This is a genomic window from Polaribacter sp. (assembly GCF_965660385.1).
GTDB lineage: Bacteria > Bacteroidota > Bacteroidia > Flavobacteriales > Flavobacteriaceae > Polaribacter.
The window spans coordinates 85,998-103,518 of sequence record NZ_CBFHZT010000006.1; the positions used below are offsets into that span (position 1 = coordinate 85,998).

The window sequence follows — 17,521 nt, forward strand, 5'->3', positions numbered from 1 at the left end:
TGGAATATTCTGGTTAATCTAAAAGATATTTTATGTAAAGTCTTTTGCTACATCTTCATTTACACCATCAATAAAATCTAAAAATTCTTTTCTACCTAAGCCTGTAGTAGATGAAGTTAAAAATGTCATTGGCAAAGATTCCCAATGTTGTAGCAATTTTTTCTTATAAGAGGTAATTTGCTTATTCAATTTAGAGCTCCCTAATTTATCTGCTTTGGTAAAAACAAGGCAAAAAGGAATTTGGTTTTCTCCTAAAAATCGCATAAAATCTAAATCAATTTTTTGCGGATCGTGTCTAGAATCAATCAAAACAAAAGTACAAACCAATTGTTCTCTTTCCTTAAAATAATTTTCTATAAAGTATTGAAAAATAACCCGTTTCTTTTTTGATACCTGTGCATAACCATACCCAGGTAAATCTACTAAAAACCAAGCGTCATTAATTTTAAAGTGATTGATGAGTTGTGTTTTTCCTGGTTTTCCAGAAATTTTTGCCAAATCTTTACGTTCCATCAACATGTTAATCAATGAAGATTTCCCAACGTTAGAACGTCCTATAAAAGCATATTCAGGAATTCTATCTTTAGGTGCATTGATAACATTACTGTTACTCATTACAAATTCAGCAGATTTAATTTTCAAAACAATGTAATTTTAGAATTTTGTTGTCGCAAGCCAATCACCAAGAATTTTATTAAATTCTTTAGGTCTTTCCATCATAGCTGCATGCCCACATTTATCAATCCAATTTAATTGTGAGTTAGGTAACAATTTATGAAAATCTTTTGCAACTTCAGGAGGGGTAACTCCATCTTGTTTTCCCCATATTAAACAAGTAGGTTGCTTCATGTTTGGCAAATCGTTGGCCATATTATGTCTAATGGCACTTTTAGCAATAGATAGGGTTTTTAAAGCCTTCATTCTATCGTTAACTGTGGCATAAACATCATCTACCAATTCTTTGGTAGCAACAGCTGGGTCATAAAAAACGTCTTTTGCTTTTTGTTCAATAAACGCATAGTTTCCTCTTTTTGGAAAACTGTCTCCCATTGCTTTTTCATACAAACCAGAACTACCTGTTAAAACCAATCCGCTTACTTTTTCTGGGTAGTATTTTGTAAAATATAATGCAATATGTCCTCCAAGCGAATTTCCTAAAAGAATAACATTATCCAATTCTTTATAAATAAGGAATTCTTCTAGATATTTTGCTAAATTTTTAACGTTTGTTTTTATAAGTGGAAGCGTATATAAAGGAAGCTCAGGAATTAAAATTTTATAACCATTTTTTGAAAAATGGTCAAAAGTTGGCTTAAAATTGCTCAAAGCGCCCATTAACCCATGTAAAACAATGATTGCAGGTCCTTCTCCAGCTTCTGCATATGTAAACTTACCTTCAGTTTTTAACTTGTCAGTCATTGGTTTTTGTTTCTTTTCTCTAATCGCAAATGTAGTTCTTTTTTATAACATACAAATTCAATTCGTTATCAGTCAATTATACTTATTAACAGGGTTGTTTATGAGGGCAGTAAAGCCTTAGCCCTGTTTTTATTAACAAAGTGGTAAAAAGTGGTAAAAAGTGGTATTTTTTATATATTTTTGAGCTATAAATTAATGTTTTAAGTGATTAACCTGATTGGCGAATATAATTGTAAGGTAGATGCTAAAGGAAGAGTGATGTTTCCATCGTCTTTCAAAAAGCAACTTGCTGCAGTTTTAACAGAGGGTTTTGTATTAAAAGAATCGATATATGAGCGTTGTTTAGAACTGTATCCAATGAAAACGTGGAACGCAACTATGGCAAAGGTTGCTACAAAAAACAGATTTGATAAAGAAACAAACGATTTCATTAGAAGATTTTCAGCAGGTGTAAAGTTAATTGAATTAGATGGTACAGGGAGGTTTTTAATTGCAAAAAATTTATGTAATCACGCAAATATTAAGAAAGAAATTACAATGGTATCGTCTATTGATAGAATTGAAATTTGGAATAGCAACGATTATCAAAAGAAATTAGAAAGCGAAAAAGAAAATTTTGCAAAGCTTGTACAGAATGTTATGGTAGATGGTGAATCAAAAACAAATGGAGATGCGTAGTTATCATGATGCTGTTTTATTAAAAGAAAGTGTAGATGCCTTAGCTATTAAAGAAGATGGTGTTTATGTTGATGTAACTTTTGGTGGTGGAGGTCACTCAAAAGAAATTTTAAGCAGGCTAAATGAACACGGAAAATTATTTGCTTTTGATCAAGATCCAGATGCCTTAAAGAATGTAATTAATGATGAACGTTTTACCTTGATTCCAGAGAATTTTAGATACATATCTAGATTTTTAAGGTTTCATGGCATTCGAAAAGTAGATGGTGTTTTGGCAGATTTAGGAGTATCATCACATCAATTTGATGAAGCAGAAAGAGGTTTTTCAATTCGTTTTGATGGCGATTTAGATATGAGAATGAATCAAAAAGCTAAAAAATCGGCAAAAGAAATCATCAATAATTATTCTGAAGAAAAATTAGCAGAAATATTGTTTTTGTATGGTGAGTTGAGAAATTCTAGAAAACTTGCAAGAACCATAGTTCATGAAAGAGGAAATCAAAAAATTGAAACTAGTTTTCAATTAAAAGAGGTTTTAAAAGCGTTTTTGCCAAAGGCAAAAGAACATAAAATTTTAGCTCAGATTTTTCAAGCGATTAGAATTGAGGTGAATGAAGAATTGGATGTGTTAAAGGAGTTTTTAGAGCAAATTCCCAATTTGTTAAAAGATGAAGGTAGGTTAAGTGTAATTTCTTATCATTCTTTAGAAGATCGATTGGTAAAGCGTTTTATAAGAACAGGATTGTTTGAAGGTGAGCCAGAAAAAGATGTTTTTGGAAACTCTAATGAACCTCTAAAAAAAGTAGGGAAATTAATAATTCCGAATCAAAAAGAAATTAAAATCAACAACAGAGCAAGAAGTGCAAAATTAAGAATTGCAACTTTAAAAAACTAAAATGGTAAAGGTTAAAAGAGGAATATACGATTTTTTGAGAGGAAGTTTCCTTACAGATGAGTCTGCCTTTAAAAACTGGCGAATTATCATTTTTGTGGTGTTGTTAATGTTGGTAATGATATATAGTTCTCATAGTGCAGAAAAAAAAGTTTTTGAAATATCAGAATTAAATAAGAGAAAAAGAGAATTAAGAGCAGAATATGTAGACACAGGAACCATTTTAATGCGCTTAAAGATGGAGTCTACCATAAGAGAAAAAGCAACAAAAAGAGGTTTACAACCTTCAGAAACCCCTCCAAAGAAAATAAAAGTAACGATTAAAGATTAATACATTGGCAACTCACAAAAAAAGCATACTTAACAAATTCTACATAGTAGCTTCTTTTATGACGCTCATTTTGTTTGCGGTAATTTTTCGTGTTGTTAATATTCAATATGTTCAAGGGGAAAAATACAAGAAACTTGCAACAGAGCTAACATTAAAGCAATTTACCATTAAAGCCAATAAAGGAAATGTATATGGAGCAGATGGTAATTTATTAGCAACATCTATGTCTAAATATACAATAAGGATGGATGTTATTGCTGCTGCAAAACATAAAGATTTTGAGAGAGATATAGCTGCTTTGTGCCAAGAGCTTTCAAAAATGTTAGGGAGTTCAACTCGTTATTGGCAAAATAAATTAAGAACCGCAAAAAGGCGAAAAAATAGGTATTTATTAATTGCTAGAAATGTGGGTTATAATGATTACCTAAAAATGAAAACATTCCCAATTTTCAAAGAGGGTGTTTATGGTGGAGGTTTTATTGCAGAGCATAAAACAGTTCGCGCACATCCTATAGGTAAAATAGCAGAACGTACTATTGGTTATGATGATTTTAGAGGTGAAGCTGGTATAGAAGGTGCTTTTGCAGATTTTATGCAAGGCCATGATGGTTTGCGTTGGAAACAAAAAATTGCCAATAATCAATGGAAACCAATCTCAGATGTAAATGAAAAAGAGCCTATTGATGGCCATGATATTATTACAACAATAGATGTTAATATTCAAGATATTACACATCATGCTTTATTGCGTCAACTAGAAAATTTTGAGGCAGATCATGGTTGTGCTGTGGTTATGGAAACCGCAACTGGCGAGGTTAAAGCAATTTCTAATTTAGGAAGAACCTCAAAAGGTAAGTATTACGAAAAAAGAAATTACGCGGTTTGGGAAAGTCATGAACCTGGTTCTACCTTTAAATTAGCAAGTTTAATGGCTGCTTTAGAGGATAAATTAATTGATACTTCTACTGTGGTAGACACAGAAAAAGGTAGAATTTATATTAATAATAGAAAAGTAGAAGATTCTAGAAGAGGTGGTTATGGAAAAATTTCTGCTGCTCGAGTTTTTGAGGTTTCATCTAATGTGGGGATTGTTAAATTGATTAAAAAACATTACGATCATCAACCTGAAAAATTTATAGAAAAATTAGAAGATTATGGCTTTACCAAGCCAATTGGATTTCAAATTAAAGGAGAAGGTAAACCTTATGTACCTAAACCATCTGACAAAAGTTGGAGTAAGATTTCTTTAGAATGGATGTCTTGGGGATATGGAGTTTCTCTAACACCAATGCAAACGTTGATGTTTTACAACGCAGTTGCAAATAATGGAGTAATGGTAAAACCAAGATTTGTAAAAGAATTAAGAAAAGAAGATAAAGCTGAAAAAGTTTTTGAAACAGAGGTGGTTAATCCAAGAATTGCATCCGAAGAAACATTGAGAAAAATTCGTAAAGTGATGGAAAATGTGGTGATTAAAGGTACTGCAGATAATATTTATTCTGCGAATTTTTCAATGGCTGGTAAAACTGGTACTGCTAAGAAATACATTCCAAGAATAAAAAATAAAAAAGGCGAATGGGAAGGTGGTTATTACTCTACAAATAGATATGTAGCTTCTTTTGCTGGTTTTTTTCCTGCAGATGAACCTAAGTATTCGTGTATTGTAGTGGTGCATGATCCTGATAAAAAGAAGGGGTATTATGGGGCAACTGTAGCAGCTCCTATTTTTAAAGAAATTGCCCAAAAAATATACACAACTACACCTATAGATAACCAATCTGTTGAGGATAAAATTGAATTTACGGAGATTGAAAATCAATATAATGCGTACCATAAAATCATCAATAAAGAATACAAAAAAGTGCCGAATGTAAAAGGTATGGATGGAATGGATGCAGTGTCTATGTTAGAAAATATAGGTTTAAAGGTTCAGTTTTCTGGATTAGGAAAAGTAAAAAGTCAGTCCATTAAAAAAGGCGAAAAATTAGTAAAAGGAAGTACAATTGTTTTAAAATTATCATAAACTGAAAAATTTAAAAGACATATTATATAAAGTTGGCATCAACCAAGTATTTGGAATTACAAATATTGATGTAAACGAACTTGTTTTCGACTCTAGAAAAGTGAAAACAGGCGATGTTTTTGTGGCGCAAAAAGGGGTGCAGGTAGATGGGCATTTATATATTGATAAAGCGATTTCTCTTGGGGCAACTGCAATAATTTGTGAAGATTTTCCTTCGGATAAAAAAGAGGGTGTTACTTACATTCAAGTGGAGAATGCAAATACTGCTTTGGCAATTATGGCATCTAACTTTTACAACAATCCTTCTACAAAATTTCCTGTTGTTGGGGTAACTGGTACAAATGGTAAAACTACAATTGCATCATTATTATATCAATTGTTTCAAAAAGCAGGGTATCATGTAGGTCTATTATCTACTGTAAAAATTTTGGTGGGCAAAAAGGAATATAAAGCAACTCATACCACACCAGATTCTGTTACGATTAACAGATATTTAGATTTGATGTTAGAAGAAGGTGTAGAATATTGTTTTATGGAAGTGAGTTCGCACGGAATTCATCAAAAAAGAACAGAGGGTTTAACCTTTGCAGGTGGAATTTTCACCAACCTTTCTCACGATCATTTAGATTATCACAAAACCTTTGCTGAATATCGAAATGTAAAAAAAGCTTTTTTTGATGAATTGCCAAAAACGGCTTTTGCATTAACCAATATCGATGATAAAAATGGCAACTTTATGTTGCAAAATACTAAAGCAAAAAAATATTCATACGCACTAAAAACAGTAGCAGATTATAAAACACGAATTTTAGAAAAACAACTTTCTGGTACTTTAATTGCTGTGGATGGAACAGAGGTTTGGACTAAATTAATTGGTGTTTTTAATATATATAATCTCACTGCAATTATGGCTACAGCAGAGTTGTTGGGTTTAGAAAGGTTAGAGATTTTGACCATCATTAGCCAACTAGAAAGTGTAAATGGTCGTTTTCAATACACGGTTTCTGAAGACGGAGTTACAGCAATCGTAGATTATGCACATACACCAGATGCTTTAAAAAATGTATTAGAAACTATAAACGATATCAGAACCAATAACGAAAAATTAATTACAGTTGTAGGTTGTGGTGGAGATCGTGATAAAACTAAAAGACCAAAAATGGCACATATTGCCTCTCATTTGAGTAATCAAGTCATTTTTACTTCAGATAATCCTAGAACAGAAAATGCACAAAGCATTTTAGAGGATATGGAAGTTGGGGTTTCTCCTGAAAATTATAAAAAAACGTTGAGTATTTTAAATAGGAAACAAGCCATTAAAACAGCCTGTAAACTATCGGAAACTGGCGATATTATTTTAATTGCAGGAAAAGGGCATGAAAATTATCAAGAAATTAATGGAGTACGCTCTCATTTTAATGATTTAGAAGAAGTTACCAATTGTTTTAATCAACTAAAAAAGAATTAGAGATGCTGTATTATTTATTTCAATATTTAGAAAATCAGTTTAGTTTTCCTGGGGCAAGTGTGTTTCAATTCATCACATTTAGAGCAGCAGCAGCATTTATTTTATCGCTGTTAATTTCTTCAATTTACGGAAAAAGAATCATTAATTATTTAAGAAAACAGCAGGTTGGTGAAACCGTAAGAGATTTAGGGTTAGAGGGGCAAAAACAAAAATCAGGAACTCCAACAATGGGAGGTCTCATTATCATTTTTGCAACATTAATTCCGGTGTTTTTGCTTACAAAACTAGATAATATTTACATCGTAATTCTAATTATTACTACAGTTTGGATGGGTTTAATTGGTTTTTTAGACGATTATATAAAAGTATTTAAAAAAGATAAAGAAGGTTTAAAAGGTAAATTTAAAGTACTAGGTCAAGTTGGTTTGGGTGTAATTGTAGGCTCCATGTTGTATTTTAATGATGGTGTTACAATTAAAGAACAACTGCCACTTGATCAACAAGTAATGCAAGAAAATGGACGAAGAAAAGTTTTTGGAGAAGCACATAAATCTACAAAAACAACAGTACCTTTTTTTAAAGATAACGAGTTAGATTATGCAAAACCATTGCGTTTTTTAGGTGATGGTTACGAAAAATATGGTTGGATAATTTTCATATTTATTACTGTATTTATCGTTACAGGAATTTCTAACGGAGCCAATTTAACGGATGGTATAGATGGTTTAGCAGCAGGTTCATCTGCAATTATAGTGGTTACTTTAGCGGCTTTTGCTTGGGTTTCTGGAAACATCATTTTTGCAGATTATTTAGATGTTATGTACATCCCCAATTCTGGTGAAATGTCTGTCTTTATTTTGGCATTTGCAGGTGCTTTAATTGGGTTTTTATGGTATAATACTTTTCCAGCTCAAGTATTTATGGGAGATACTGGAAGTTTAACCATTGGCGGAATTATTGCAGTGATTGCAATTTCTATTAGAAAAGAATTGTTGTTGCCTATTTTAGCCGGCATTTTTGTAGTTGAAAATCTATCTGTAATCATGCAAGTTTCATGGTTTAAATATACGAGAAAGAAATTTGGAGAAGGTAGACGAATTTTTAAAATGTCGCCTTTGCACCATCATTATCAAAAGTTAGATTATCACGAAAGTAAAATTGTTGTTCGTTTCTGGATTGTAGGAATTTTATTAGCAGTTTTTACAATCGTGACTTTAAAATTAAGATAAAATGGAAAGGTTGGTTGTTCTTGGTGGTGGAGAAAGTGGAGTAGGTACAGCAATCTTAGGAAAACAAAAAGGGTATAAAGTTTTTGTTTCAGATAAAGGAGAAATCGAAAAAAAATACAAACAAGTTCTTTTACATAACGAAATAGATTTTGAGGAAAATCAGCATACAGAAAGTAAAATTTTAAATGCTCATGTGGTTATGAAAAGCCCCGGAATTCCTGATAATGTTGCTTTGGTTCAAAAGTTAATTCAAAAATCAATTCCAGTGATTTCTGAAATTGAATTTGCAGGACAATATACAAATGCAACAATTGTAGGAATTACGGGTTCAAATGGCAAAACTACCACAACATTATTAACGCATCATATTTTACAACATGCAGGTTTAGATGTTGGAATTGCAGGAAACATAGGAGATAGTTTTGCTAAGCAAGTTGCTGAGAATGATTACAAAAATTATGTGTTAGAAATTAGTAGTTTTCAGTTAGATGGAATCGAAAGTTTTAATCCACATATTGCAATTTTAACAAATATATCTCCAGATCATTTAGATAGATATGAGTACAAATTTGAAAATTATATCAACTCAAAATTTAGAATAACAAAAAATCAAAAATCAACCGATTATTTAATTTATGATGCAGATGACGAGGTTATCAATAATTGGTTAAAAAAAAATAAAACAACAGCAAAATTAGTTCCTTTTTCAATCGAAAAAGAATTGAAATATGGAGCGTTTATCAAAGAAAATAATATTACAATCAACATAAATAAAGAAAAAATTAATATGCCAATATCACCCTTATCAGTAAAAGGAAAACACAATACTAAAAATGTTATGGCTGCTGCAATGGCTGCTCAGTTATTAAATGTTAGAAAAGAGTTTATTAAAGAAAGTATGGCAACTTTTGAAGGTGCAGAACATCGATTAGAAAACGTAGCTAAAATTAAAGATGTAGAATATATTAACGATTCTAAAGCAACCAATGTTAATGCAACGTTTTATGCTTTAGAGTGTATGGATAAGCAAACTATATGGATTGTTGGTGGTGTAGATAAAGGAAACGATTATTCAGATTTGTTGCCTTTGGTAAGAGAAAAAGTGAAAGCCATAGTGTGTTTGGGTATTGATAATGAAAAGATAAAAAATACGTTTGGCAATGTTATAGAAATGATTGTAGAAACTGCAGGAGCAGAAGAGGCTGTAAAAGTTGCAGAGAAATTAGCAGAGAGAGGAGATGCTGTTTTATTATCTCCAGCCTGTGCAAGTTTCGATCTATTTAAAAGTTACGAAGATAGAGGGCGTCAATTTAAAAAAGCCGTTAGAAATCTTTAAAAAGCCCCTCTCAACCTTATTAAAAGGTTGGGGTTAGCAAGTTTTACAGAAATCAAAAATGAAAAATAATAACTAAACAGTATAGATAAACAAAAGCGTTTTTCCCTCCTTTAGAGGGGTTAAAAGAAGATTATGAAAACCATTTTTCAACATATAAAAGGAGATAGAACCATTTGGGCAATTGTGGCCATTTTGGCAATCTTTTCATTTATGCCTGTATACAGTGCAAAAACAAATATTTTGTATGTGCAAGGTTTGGGTTCTGCATTTACGCATTTAATGAAGCACTTTTTTTTATTGATTATGGGTTTTGGAATTATTTATGGAGTGCATAAAATACCATATCGATATTTTTCAGGAGGGTCTGTCTTAATGCTTCCTGTTGTAATTATTTTGCTCATTTTTACCCTGATTCAGGGCAATGTTAAAGATGGTGCAAATGCAAGTAGATGGATTGAAGTTGCAGGTGTTGGCTTTCAAACATCAACCTTAGCAGGTTTAGTATTAATGGTTTATGTGGCAAGATATTTGGCAAGAAATAAAGAAAAACAAATAAAATTTAAAGAAAGTATTTGGCAGTTATGGTTGCCAGTTTCTATTATTTTAATGCTGATTTTACCAGCAAATTTCTCAACAACAGCCATTATTTTTGTAATGATTTTAACGCTTACGTTTATAGGCGGTTATCCTCTAAAATATTTAGCATTTATTTTAGGTACAGGAATTGTGGCCTTGTCTTTATTTATTTTAATGGCGAAAGCGTTTCCAGATGCCATGCCAAACCGAGTAAACACTTGGGAAAGTAGAATTTCAAACTTTTTCCCAACAGATGAAGTTGAAGAAGGCAGTGAAGGAAAAACAAAAAACACAGAAAATTATCAAGTACAAAAAGCTAAAATAGCTATAGCAACAGGTGGTGTTGTTGGTGTTGGGCCAGGTAAAAGTGTGCAAAAGAATTTTTTATATGCCTCAGAATCCGATTTTATTTTTGCGATAATTATCGAAGAGTATGGTTTAGTGGGTGGCCTGTTAATCATTCTAATTTATTTTGTATTGTTATTTAGAATTTTTGTAGTCATCAGAAAAACAACTACCATTTTCGGTACGCTGTTGGTTCTTGGTGTTGGGTTGCCAATAATTTTCCAGGCAACTATAAATATGGCAGTGGCCACCAATTTATTTCCAGTAACAGGGCAAACATTGCCTTTGGTTAGTAGTGGAGGAACTTCTATTTGGATGACCTGTTTTGCACTCGGCATGATTTTGAGCGTAAGCGCATCCAAAGAAGAAACAGAAGAAGATATTTTAGATGATAACCCTTTAGATATTTTGCATGAAACCATATAATATACTCATATCTGGTGGAGGAACAGGAGGTCATATTTATCCTGCAATTGCAATTGCAAATGAGATAAAAATGCGATTTCCTGATGCTAATTTTCTATTTGTGGGTGCACAAGATAAAATGGAAATGGAAAAAGTACCTCAAGCAGGTTATGAAATAAAAGGGCTTTGGATTGCAGGTATTCAAAGAAAATTTACGCTCGATAATTTATTATTTCCTATAAAAATGATTTTTAGTTTATGGAAATCAAGAAATATCATCAAACAATTTAAACCAGATATTGCTATTGGCACAGGAGGTTTTGCAAGTGGCCCAGCCTTAATCATGGCAAATAGAAAAAGAATACCAACATTAATTCAAGAACAAAATTCTTTTCCAGGAATTACTAATAAATTGTTGAGTAAAAGAGCTAGTAAAATCTGTGTGGCTTATGATAATTTAGAGCGTTTTTTTCCAGCAGATAAAATCGTAAAAACAGGCAATCCTGTTCGTCAAGATTTGTTATCAATTTATCATAAAGCAAAAGATGGAAAAGCATTTTTTAAATTAGATGTTGCCAAGAAAACAGTATTAGTATTAGGAGGTAGTTTAGGGGCAAGAACAATAAATCAGTTGATAGCATTACATATCGATTTTTTTAAGAAACAACAGGTGCAAGTTATTTGGCAATGTGGAAAATTCTATTTCGAAGAATATAAAAAATACAATGATGTTGCAAATGTTCAAGTACATCAATTTATCAATAAAATGGATTTAGCCTATGCAGCTGCAGATTTTATAATTTCTAGATCAGGTGCCAGTTCTGTTTCTGAATTATGTATTGTTGGGAAACCTGTAATTTTTATTCCATCACCTAATGTTGCTGAAGATCATCAAACAAAAAATGCAAGGGCAATTGCAGATAAACATGGCGCAATTTTATTGCCAGAAAAGGAGCTCGATACCTTTTCTATAGTTTTTGAAACCTTGTTAAAAGATATAGGTAAGCAAGAGCATTTATCAGATAATATAAACGAACTAGCACTGCCAAGTGCCACAACAAATATTGTAAACGAAGTAGAAAAATTATTGAATACGTGAATTTAAGAGAGATACATAACTGTTTTTTTGTCGGAATTGGTGGCATAGGAATGAGCGCAATTGCTCGTTATTTTGCTGCTAATGGAAAAAATGTGGCTGGTTATGATAAAACACCTTCTCAAATTACTTTAGATCTAGAGGAATTAGGAGTTCAAATTCATTTTGAAGATGTAGTTAAAAATATACCGATTTCTTTTTTAAATAAGGATAAAACATTGGTGATTTATACACCTGCAATTCCAGAAAATCATTCACAACTCAACTATTTTTTAGCAAATAATTTTAAGGTTTTTAAAAGAGCCGAGATTTTAGGAGAAATTACAAAAGCTACGTTTTGTTTAGCAGTGGCAGGCACTCATGGAAAAACAACAACATCTGCTATTTTAGGACACATTATGCAACCTGAAAATGCTACTTCTTTTTTAGGCGGAATTGCAGAAAATTACAACTCAAATTTAATTTTAGGAGAAGATAAAGTCTCTGTAGTAGAGGCAGATGAATTTGATCGATCATTTTTAAAGTTAAATCCAAATATTGCTTGCGTAACTTCTATGGATGCCGACCATTTAGATATTTATGGAGAAGCGAAAGCATTAGAAGAATCGTTTTTTACATTTTCTCAAAAAGTATCTGATAGTTTAATTGTTGCAAAAGGTTTACCATTAAAAGGATTAACATATGCTGTGAATGAAGCTGCAGATTACAAAGCTTTTAATTTAAAAATTAAAAAGGGAACCTATATTTTTGATGTGCAAACCCCAACCGAAATTATTAACGAAATTAATTTTCATTTACCAGGAAAACATAATATAATGAATGCCTTGGCTGCTTTAGCGATGGCAGATGTTTACGGGGTTTCTTTACCAAATATAAAAAAGCGTTTGGCTAGTTTTAAAGGTGTAAAACGTAGGTTTTCTTACAAAATTAAAACCGATGATTTTGTTTTGATTGATGATTATGCGCATCATCCAACAGAAATAAATGCAGTAGAAAACGCCATTAGAGAAATGTACCCAAATGAAAAAGTACTTGCGGTTTTTCAACCACATTTATTTACAAGAACAAGAGATTTTATTGATGATTTTGCAACCGGCTTATCAAAATTTGATGAAATTGTATTGTTAGATATTTATCCTGCTAGAGAAAAACCAATTGCTGGGGTTACATCTGATTGGTTATTAAGTAAAATTGATAATCAACATAAAATATTACTCCAAAAAAGTCAATTATTAAAACATATTCACAATTCACAAGCAAAAGTAGTGGTAATGTTGGGTGCAGGAGATATTGGAGTATTGATACAAGAAATTACGAATCAGCTTTTAAATAATATAATATATGATGTTTAAAAGATTGGTAAAATATTTGTTATTCCTTTTGTTCATAGTCGGTTTAGGAGTTTTATTTAGTTTTTCATCAAAAAGAAATGAAAATAGAAAAGTGTCAGATATTATTGTTGAATTTGAGAACGGAGAGAATAATTTTTTAACGCATGCAATGGTTTATAAATTGTTAATACAAAAAGGAGATAGTATCAGAAACCAAGCAAAATCTGTAATAAATTTATACAGTTTAGAAAATAATGTAATACAAAATCCGTATGTAGAAAAAGCTTCTGTTTTTTTATCTATAGATGGCTTGTTAAAAGCTACTCTTAAACAAAGAACTCCAGTAGCTAGAATTGTTGGTAAAAATAATTCTTATTATGTTGATAAAGAAGGGGTAAAGATGCCTTTATCAACCAATTATTCAGCAAGAGTATTGTTGGTTTCAGGTATTGATAATGATGAAGATTTAAACGAGATTTTACCACTAATCAATACAATTACAACAGATAGTTTTCTGCATAAAGAAGTTGTTGGAATTGAAAAATCAGACACTAAGGAATATCAATTTTCTGTGCGAAGTGGAAATTATAAAATCGATTTTGGTAAATTAATCGAAGTTGATATAAAAATTAAGAAATTAAAAGCGTTTTATAACAAAACTTTTGAAGACAAAACCATTCAAAATTATAAAACAATAAATGTTAAATATCACAACCAAGTTGTGTGCACTAAATAAACTACAATGGAAAACAATAAAATAGCAGTTGGTTTAGATATTGGTACTACCAAAATTGTTGCCATGATTGGTCGTAAAAATGAATATGGTAAAATTGAAGTGATTGGTAGAGGTAAAGCCAAAAGTTTAGGTGTTAAACGTGGTGTTGTAAGTAATATTACACAAACCATACAATCAATTCAGCAAGCTGTAGATGAAGCCGAAAGTGTATCTGGTGTTCAAATAGATGATGTTGTTGTGGGTATTGCAGGGCAGCATATTAGAAGCTTACATCATAGCGATTATATCACCAGAAATAATGCAGATGAAGTTATTGAAGATTCAGATATCGAAAATTTGGTAAACCAAGTACATAAATTGGTAATGTTGCCAGGAGAAGAAATTATTCATGTATTACCACAAGAATTTAAAGTAGACTCTCAAGCTGATATTAAAGAACCAATAGGGATGTATGGTGGCAGATTAGAAGCTAATTTTCATGTAGTTGTAGGTCAGGTTTCATCGATCAGAAATATTGGGCGCTGTGTAAAAAGCGCTGGTTTAGATTTAAGTGAAATTACTTTAGAGCCTTTGGCATCTGCACAAGCCGTTCTAAGTCAAGAAGAAAAAGAAGCAGGTGTTGCTTTGATTGATATTGGAGGTGGTACCACAGATTTAGCCATTTTTAAAGATGGTATTATTAGACACACAGCTGTGATACCTTTTGGTGGAAATGTAATTACAGATGATATCAAAGAAGGATGTTCTATCATAGAAAAACAGGCAGAATTATTAAAAACTAAGTTTGGTTCTGCTTGGCCAGGAGAAAACAAAGAAACAGAAATTGTTTCCATTCCTGGGTTAAGAGGTAGAGAGCCAAAAGAAATTACGCTTAAAAATTTATCAAAAATCATACATGCTAGGGTTCAAGAAATTATTGAGCATGTATTTTTAGAGATAAAAAATTATGGACACGAAACTGCTAAGGGTAAACTAATTGCAGGGATTGTGCTAACTGGTGGTGGTTCTCAATTAAAACATTTACGTCAGTTAGTAGAATATATTACTGGTATGGATGCTCGAATAGGATTTCCTAATGAGCATTTAGCAGGAGATTCAGATGAAGCTTTATCAAGCCCTTCTTATGCAACAGCTGTTGGGTTGTTAATGGAAGGCTTAGAGAAAGAAGGTAAAGTAGAAGAACCTCAAGCTGTAACAGAAGAAATTAATAGTGAAGAAGAAAATGAAGATGAAGCAGTTGATATACAACCAAAAGTTGAAAGTAAGCCCAAACCAAAAAAGAAATCTTTTTTCGAAAAGTTTACAGAGAGCTTAAAAGATTTTTTAGATAATGCTGAGTAAGCCCAGCAAAGTACATTTAACAAAGAACAAAACATCAATAAAAACCATAAAAGAAAAACGTTATTATGAGCGCAGAATTTGATAACATTTCATTCGATATGCCAAAAACACAATCAAACACCATTAAAGTAATTGGTGTTGGAGGTGGAGGTAGCAATGCCGTAAACCACATGTTTAAGCAACACATTAACGGAGTAGATTTTGTAATCTGTAATACAGATGCACAAGCTTTAGAAAACAGTCCAATTCCTAATAAAATTCAATTAGGTGCAAACTTAACTTCTGGTTTAGGCGCAGGCGCAAATCCAGAAATTGGTGCGCAAGCTGCAAAAGAGAGTATGCAAGAAGTACAGCAAATGTTAAATACCCAAACCAAAATGGTATTTATTACAGCTGGTATGGGTGGTGGTACAGGTACTGGAGCAGCACCAATTATTGCTAAGATTGCCAAAGATATGGATATCTTAACAGTGGGTATTGTTACGATGCCTTTTGCTTTCGAAGGGAAAAGACGTACAAATCAAGCTCAATTAGGAATTAATCAACTGCGCCAAAATGTAGATTCTTTAATTGTAATCAACAATAACAAGCTAAGAGAAGTTTACGGAAACCTTGGTTTTAAAGCAGGTTTCTCTAAAGCAGATGAAGTGTTGTCTACAGCGTCTAAAGGTATTGCCGAAGTTATTACACATCATTACAAACAAAATATTGACTTGCATGATGCTAAAACTGTGCTTTCTAATAGTGGTACAGCAATTATGGGATCTGCAAAAGAAGAAGGACCAGATAGAGCAAAAACGGCCATTGTAAAAGCTTTAGATTCGCCTTTATTAAATGATAATAAAATTACAGGTGCTAAAAACGTATTATTATTAATTGTATCTGGTACAAATGAAGTTACCTTAGATGAGATTGGTGAAATCAATGACTTTATACAAGATGAAGCTGGTTATGATGCTAACATTATTATGGGTATAGGTGAAGATGAAGATTTAGGTGATGCTATTTCTGTAACTATTGTGGCTACTGGTTTTGCTGCAGATCAGCAGAGTACAATTACCAATACTGAGGTAAAAAAAGTAATTCATACTTTAGAGGATGAGCAAAAAGCAACATATAATTTTGCTGATAAAGCTATTATAAAACAACCTAATTTAGATGCACCAATTGCGCATAAACCAGCGCAAAAAGTTGTACACACTTTAGAGGATGATGATGCAGATACCAAACCAAAAATGGATTTGGTGAAAACTAATGAAATTATTGCAAGCATGCCTGTAAGTTATGAAGAGGTAGGTGTTGAAACGGTTTCAGAAGATGATTTTATCATAACCAATGTTGTAAAAGAAGAGGAAAAGATAGAAGAGGTAACTCAAGAACCACAAACAGATTTGTTATTCGATTTTCCAATGTCAAAATCTAAAGTTAATAAGGAAGATGAAATACGTTTTGAGTTGACCAATGATCTTGAAAAAGCAAAAAATATCGAAGTTGATGATGCCATTGAAATTAGGGCTCAAAAAGAGGTTCGTTATGTTTTAGAAGATTTTAATGCAGCACCTACTATTGGAAAAAGTTCAGAGATTCATAAAAATAATGCTGTGGAAGAGGAAATTAAAATTGAATTAAAAAATGTTACTCCTCAATCTGAAATTAATGACATGGATACGTTTAGTGAAGAAGTTTCTCCATTAGATTCTACAATCAGTGAGATGCAGAGAAGAGCTGCTGAACGTAGAAAAAACATGAAAAAATTCAATTATAGTTTTAACGAAAATTTGAATAAAAATATTGATGAAATCGAACGTCAGCCAGCATATAAAAGGCTAGGAGTAGACTTGAATAAAAATGGAACTATTAGTAAAACCAAAACTGCCTTAAAAAAAGATGATGATAGTATTGATTTTTCATCAGGTAATTCTTTTTTACATGATAATGTAGACTAATAAATTGCCATTAAAACAATAAAAATCACACCTCAAAAGGGTGTGATTTTTTGTTTAATATATTTTAACTTTCCTTAAACGTTTTTTATCGATACTTCTTTACGTCTCAAGGCTATTTAAATATTTACTAGAACCTAAATAGTAGATTTGCTACAGATTTATAAGGTAAGTTTATGTTCGGTTATACCATAAAACAACCATTTGTTAATTTACATTAAGAAATTAAATCAATATAAAATAATTTTGAAAGGTTAATACAGGTATTAATGGTAGAGGAGTTAAAAGCGTACGTTGTTGAAGACGATAAAGAAAATATAGAATTTTTAAAATTGCTAATAAAGGGTTATATACCTTCTATCAATATAATTG

15 protein-coding genes are annotated in these 17,521 nt (G+C 31.7%); 13 read left to right on the forward strand and 2 right to left on the reverse strand.

Features of this window, described 5'->3' with window-relative positions:
• Window positions 1-30: 30 nt before the first annotated feature.
• Both yihA and ACTG3V_RS03480 read right to left on the reverse strand, forming a co-directional pair.
• The gene (yihA, locus tag ACTG3V_RS03475; protein WP_439130741.1) at window positions 31-642 is read right to left on the reverse strand and encodes a ribosome biogenesis GTP-binding protein YihA/YsxC; all 612 of its coding nucleotides are present in this window, start codon (window positions 640-642) and stop codon (window positions 31-33) included.
• Between the two features lie 12 nt (window positions 643-654).
• On the reverse strand, window positions 655-1,419 hold the full coding sequence (locus ACTG3V_RS03480; RefSeq protein ID WP_439130742.1) for an alpha/beta fold hydrolase: 765 nt from the start codon (window positions 1,417-1,419) through the stop codon (window positions 655-657).
• Between the two features lie 204 nt (window positions 1,420-1,623).
• Between ACTG3V_RS03480 and mraZ the strand changes: the two genes are divergently transcribed.
• The 13 genes from mraZ (at window position 1,624) to ftsZ (ending at window position 17,152) form a co-directional block, all read left to right on the forward strand.
• Entirely contained in the window at window positions 1,624-2,097 is a 474-nt protein-coding gene (gene mraZ / locus ACTG3V_RS03485; RefSeq protein WP_439130743.1) for a division/cell wall cluster transcriptional repressor MraZ, read from the forward strand.
• A complete protein-coding gene (rsmH, locus tag ACTG3V_RS03490) occupies window positions 2,084-2,992 on the forward strand; it encodes a 16S rRNA (cytosine(1402)-N(4))-methyltransferase RsmH (protein WP_439130744.1) in 909 nt (302 codons plus the stop codon). Before mraZ ends, rsmH begins: the two co-directional genes overlap by 14 nt.
• A gap of 1 nt (window position 2,993) precedes the next feature.
• Complete coding sequence (locus ACTG3V_RS03495) at window positions 2,994-3,320, forward strand: FtsL-like putative cell division protein (protein ID WP_439130745.1); 327 nt, start codon at window positions 2,994-2,996, stop codon at window positions 3,318-3,320.
• Between the two features lie 58 nt (window positions 3,321-3,378).
• Window positions 3,379-5,343: a penicillin-binding protein gene (locus tag ACTG3V_RS03500; RefSeq protein WP_439130756.1), complete on the forward strand. Its 1,965-nt coding sequence runs from the start codon at window positions 3,379-3,381 to the stop codon at window positions 5,341-5,343.
• Between the two features lies 1 nt (window position 5,344).
• Window positions 5,345-6,811, forward strand: a complete 1,467-nt coding sequence (locus ACTG3V_RS03505) for a UDP-N-acetylmuramoyl-L-alanyl-D-glutamate--2,6-diaminopimelate ligase (protein ID WP_439130757.1) — start codon at window positions 5,345-5,347, stop codon at window positions 6,809-6,811.
• A 2-nt stretch (window positions 6,812-6,813) separates the two neighbouring features.
• Entirely contained in the window at window positions 6,814-8,040 is a 1,227-nt protein-coding gene (gene mraY, locus ACTG3V_RS03510) for a phospho-N-acetylmuramoyl-pentapeptide-transferase (RefSeq protein WP_439130746.1), read from the forward strand.
• 1 nt (window position 8,041) lies between these two features.
• Window positions 8,042-9,376: a UDP-N-acetylmuramoyl-L-alanine--D-glutamate ligase gene (gene murD / locus ACTG3V_RS03515; protein ID WP_439130747.1), complete on the forward strand. Its 1,335-nt coding sequence runs from the start codon at window positions 8,042-8,044 to the stop codon at window positions 9,374-9,376.
• A 132-nt stretch (window positions 9,377-9,508) separates the two neighbouring features.
• The gene (locus ACTG3V_RS03520) at window positions 9,509-10,723 is read left to right on the forward strand and encodes an FtsW/RodA/SpoVE family cell cycle protein (RefSeq protein ID WP_439130748.1); all 1,215 of its coding nucleotides are present in this window, start codon (window positions 9,509-9,511) and stop codon (window positions 10,721-10,723) included.
• Window positions 10,710-11,801 (forward strand): undecaprenyldiphospho-muramoylpentapeptide beta-N-acetylglucosaminyltransferase, encoded by a 1,092-nt coding sequence (murG, locus tag ACTG3V_RS03525; RefSeq protein ID WP_439130749.1) that lies wholly within the window; start codon window positions 10,710-10,712, stop codon window positions 11,799-11,801. The genes ACTG3V_RS03520 and murG overlap by 14 nt, the downstream gene beginning before the upstream one ends.
• Window positions 11,798-13,150 carry a UDP-N-acetylmuramate--L-alanine ligase gene (gene murC / locus ACTG3V_RS03530; RefSeq protein ID WP_439130750.1) on the forward strand — a complete coding sequence of 451 codons (1,353 nt, stop codon included), beginning with the start codon at window positions 11,798-11,800 and terminating at the stop codon, window positions 13,148-13,150. Before murG ends, murC begins: the two co-directional genes overlap by 4 nt.
• Complete coding sequence (locus ACTG3V_RS03535; protein WP_439130751.1) at window positions 13,140-13,865, forward strand: cell division protein FtsQ/DivIB; 726 nt, start codon at window positions 13,140-13,142, stop codon at window positions 13,863-13,865. Before murC ends, ACTG3V_RS03535 begins: the two co-directional genes overlap by 11 nt.
• 6 nt (window positions 13,866-13,871) lie before the next feature.
• The gene (gene ftsA, locus ACTG3V_RS03540; protein WP_439130752.1) at window positions 13,872-15,206 is read left to right on the forward strand and encodes a cell division protein FtsA; all 1,335 of its coding nucleotides are present in this window, start codon (window positions 13,872-13,874) and stop codon (window positions 15,204-15,206) included.
• Between the two features lie 65 nt (window positions 15,207-15,271).
• Window positions 15,272-17,152 carry a cell division protein FtsZ gene (gene ftsZ, locus ACTG3V_RS03545; protein WP_439130753.1) on the forward strand — a complete coding sequence of 627 codons (1,881 nt, stop codon included), beginning with the start codon at window positions 15,272-15,274 and terminating at the stop codon, window positions 17,150-17,152.
• Window positions 17,153-17,521: the final 369 nt, after the last annotated feature.

Excerpts from the sequence above, each read along its gene's own strand:
- rsmH (WP_439130744.1), top strand. The coding sequence starts at position 2,084 with ATGGAGATGCGTAGTTATCATGATGCTGTTTTATTAAAAGAAAGTGTA.
- ACTG3V_RS03535 (WP_439130751.1), top strand. The coding sequence starts at position 13,140 with ATGATGTTTAAAAGATTGGTAAAATATTTGTTATTCCTTTTGTTCATA.
- mraY (WP_439130746.1), top strand. The coding sequence starts at position 6,814 with ATGCTGTATTATTTATTTCAATATTTAGAAAATCAGTTTAGTTTTCCT.
- murD (WP_439130747.1), top strand. The coding sequence starts at position 8,042 with ATGGAAAGGTTGGTTGTTCTTGGTGGTGGAGAAAGTGGAGTAGGTACA.
- ACTG3V_RS03520 (WP_439130748.1), top strand. The coding sequence starts at position 9,509 with ATGAAAACCATTTTTCAACATATAAAAGGAGATAGAACCATTTGGGCA.
- ftsZ (WP_439130753.1), top strand. The coding sequence starts at position 15,272 with ATGAGCGCAGAATTTGATAACATTTCATTCGATATGCCAAAAACACAA.
- ACTG3V_RS03480 (WP_439130742.1), bottom strand. The coding sequence starts at position 1,419 with ATGACTGACAAGTTAAAAACTGAAGGTAAGTTTACATATGCAGAAGCT.
- ftsA (WP_439130752.1), top strand. The coding sequence starts at position 13,872 with ATGGAAAACAATAAAATAGCAGTTGGTTTAGATATTGGTACTACCAAA.
- murG (WP_439130749.1), top strand. The coding sequence starts at position 10,710 with ATGAAACCATATAATATACTCATATCTGGTGGAGGAACAGGAGGTCAT.
- ACTG3V_RS03495 (WP_439130745.1), top strand. The coding sequence starts at position 2,994 with ATGGTAAAGGTTAAAAGAGGAATATACGATTTTTTGAGAGGAAGTTTC.
- ACTG3V_RS03500 (WP_439130756.1), top strand. The coding sequence starts at position 3,379 with ATGACGCTCATTTTGTTTGCGGTAATTTTTCGTGTTGTTAATATTCAA.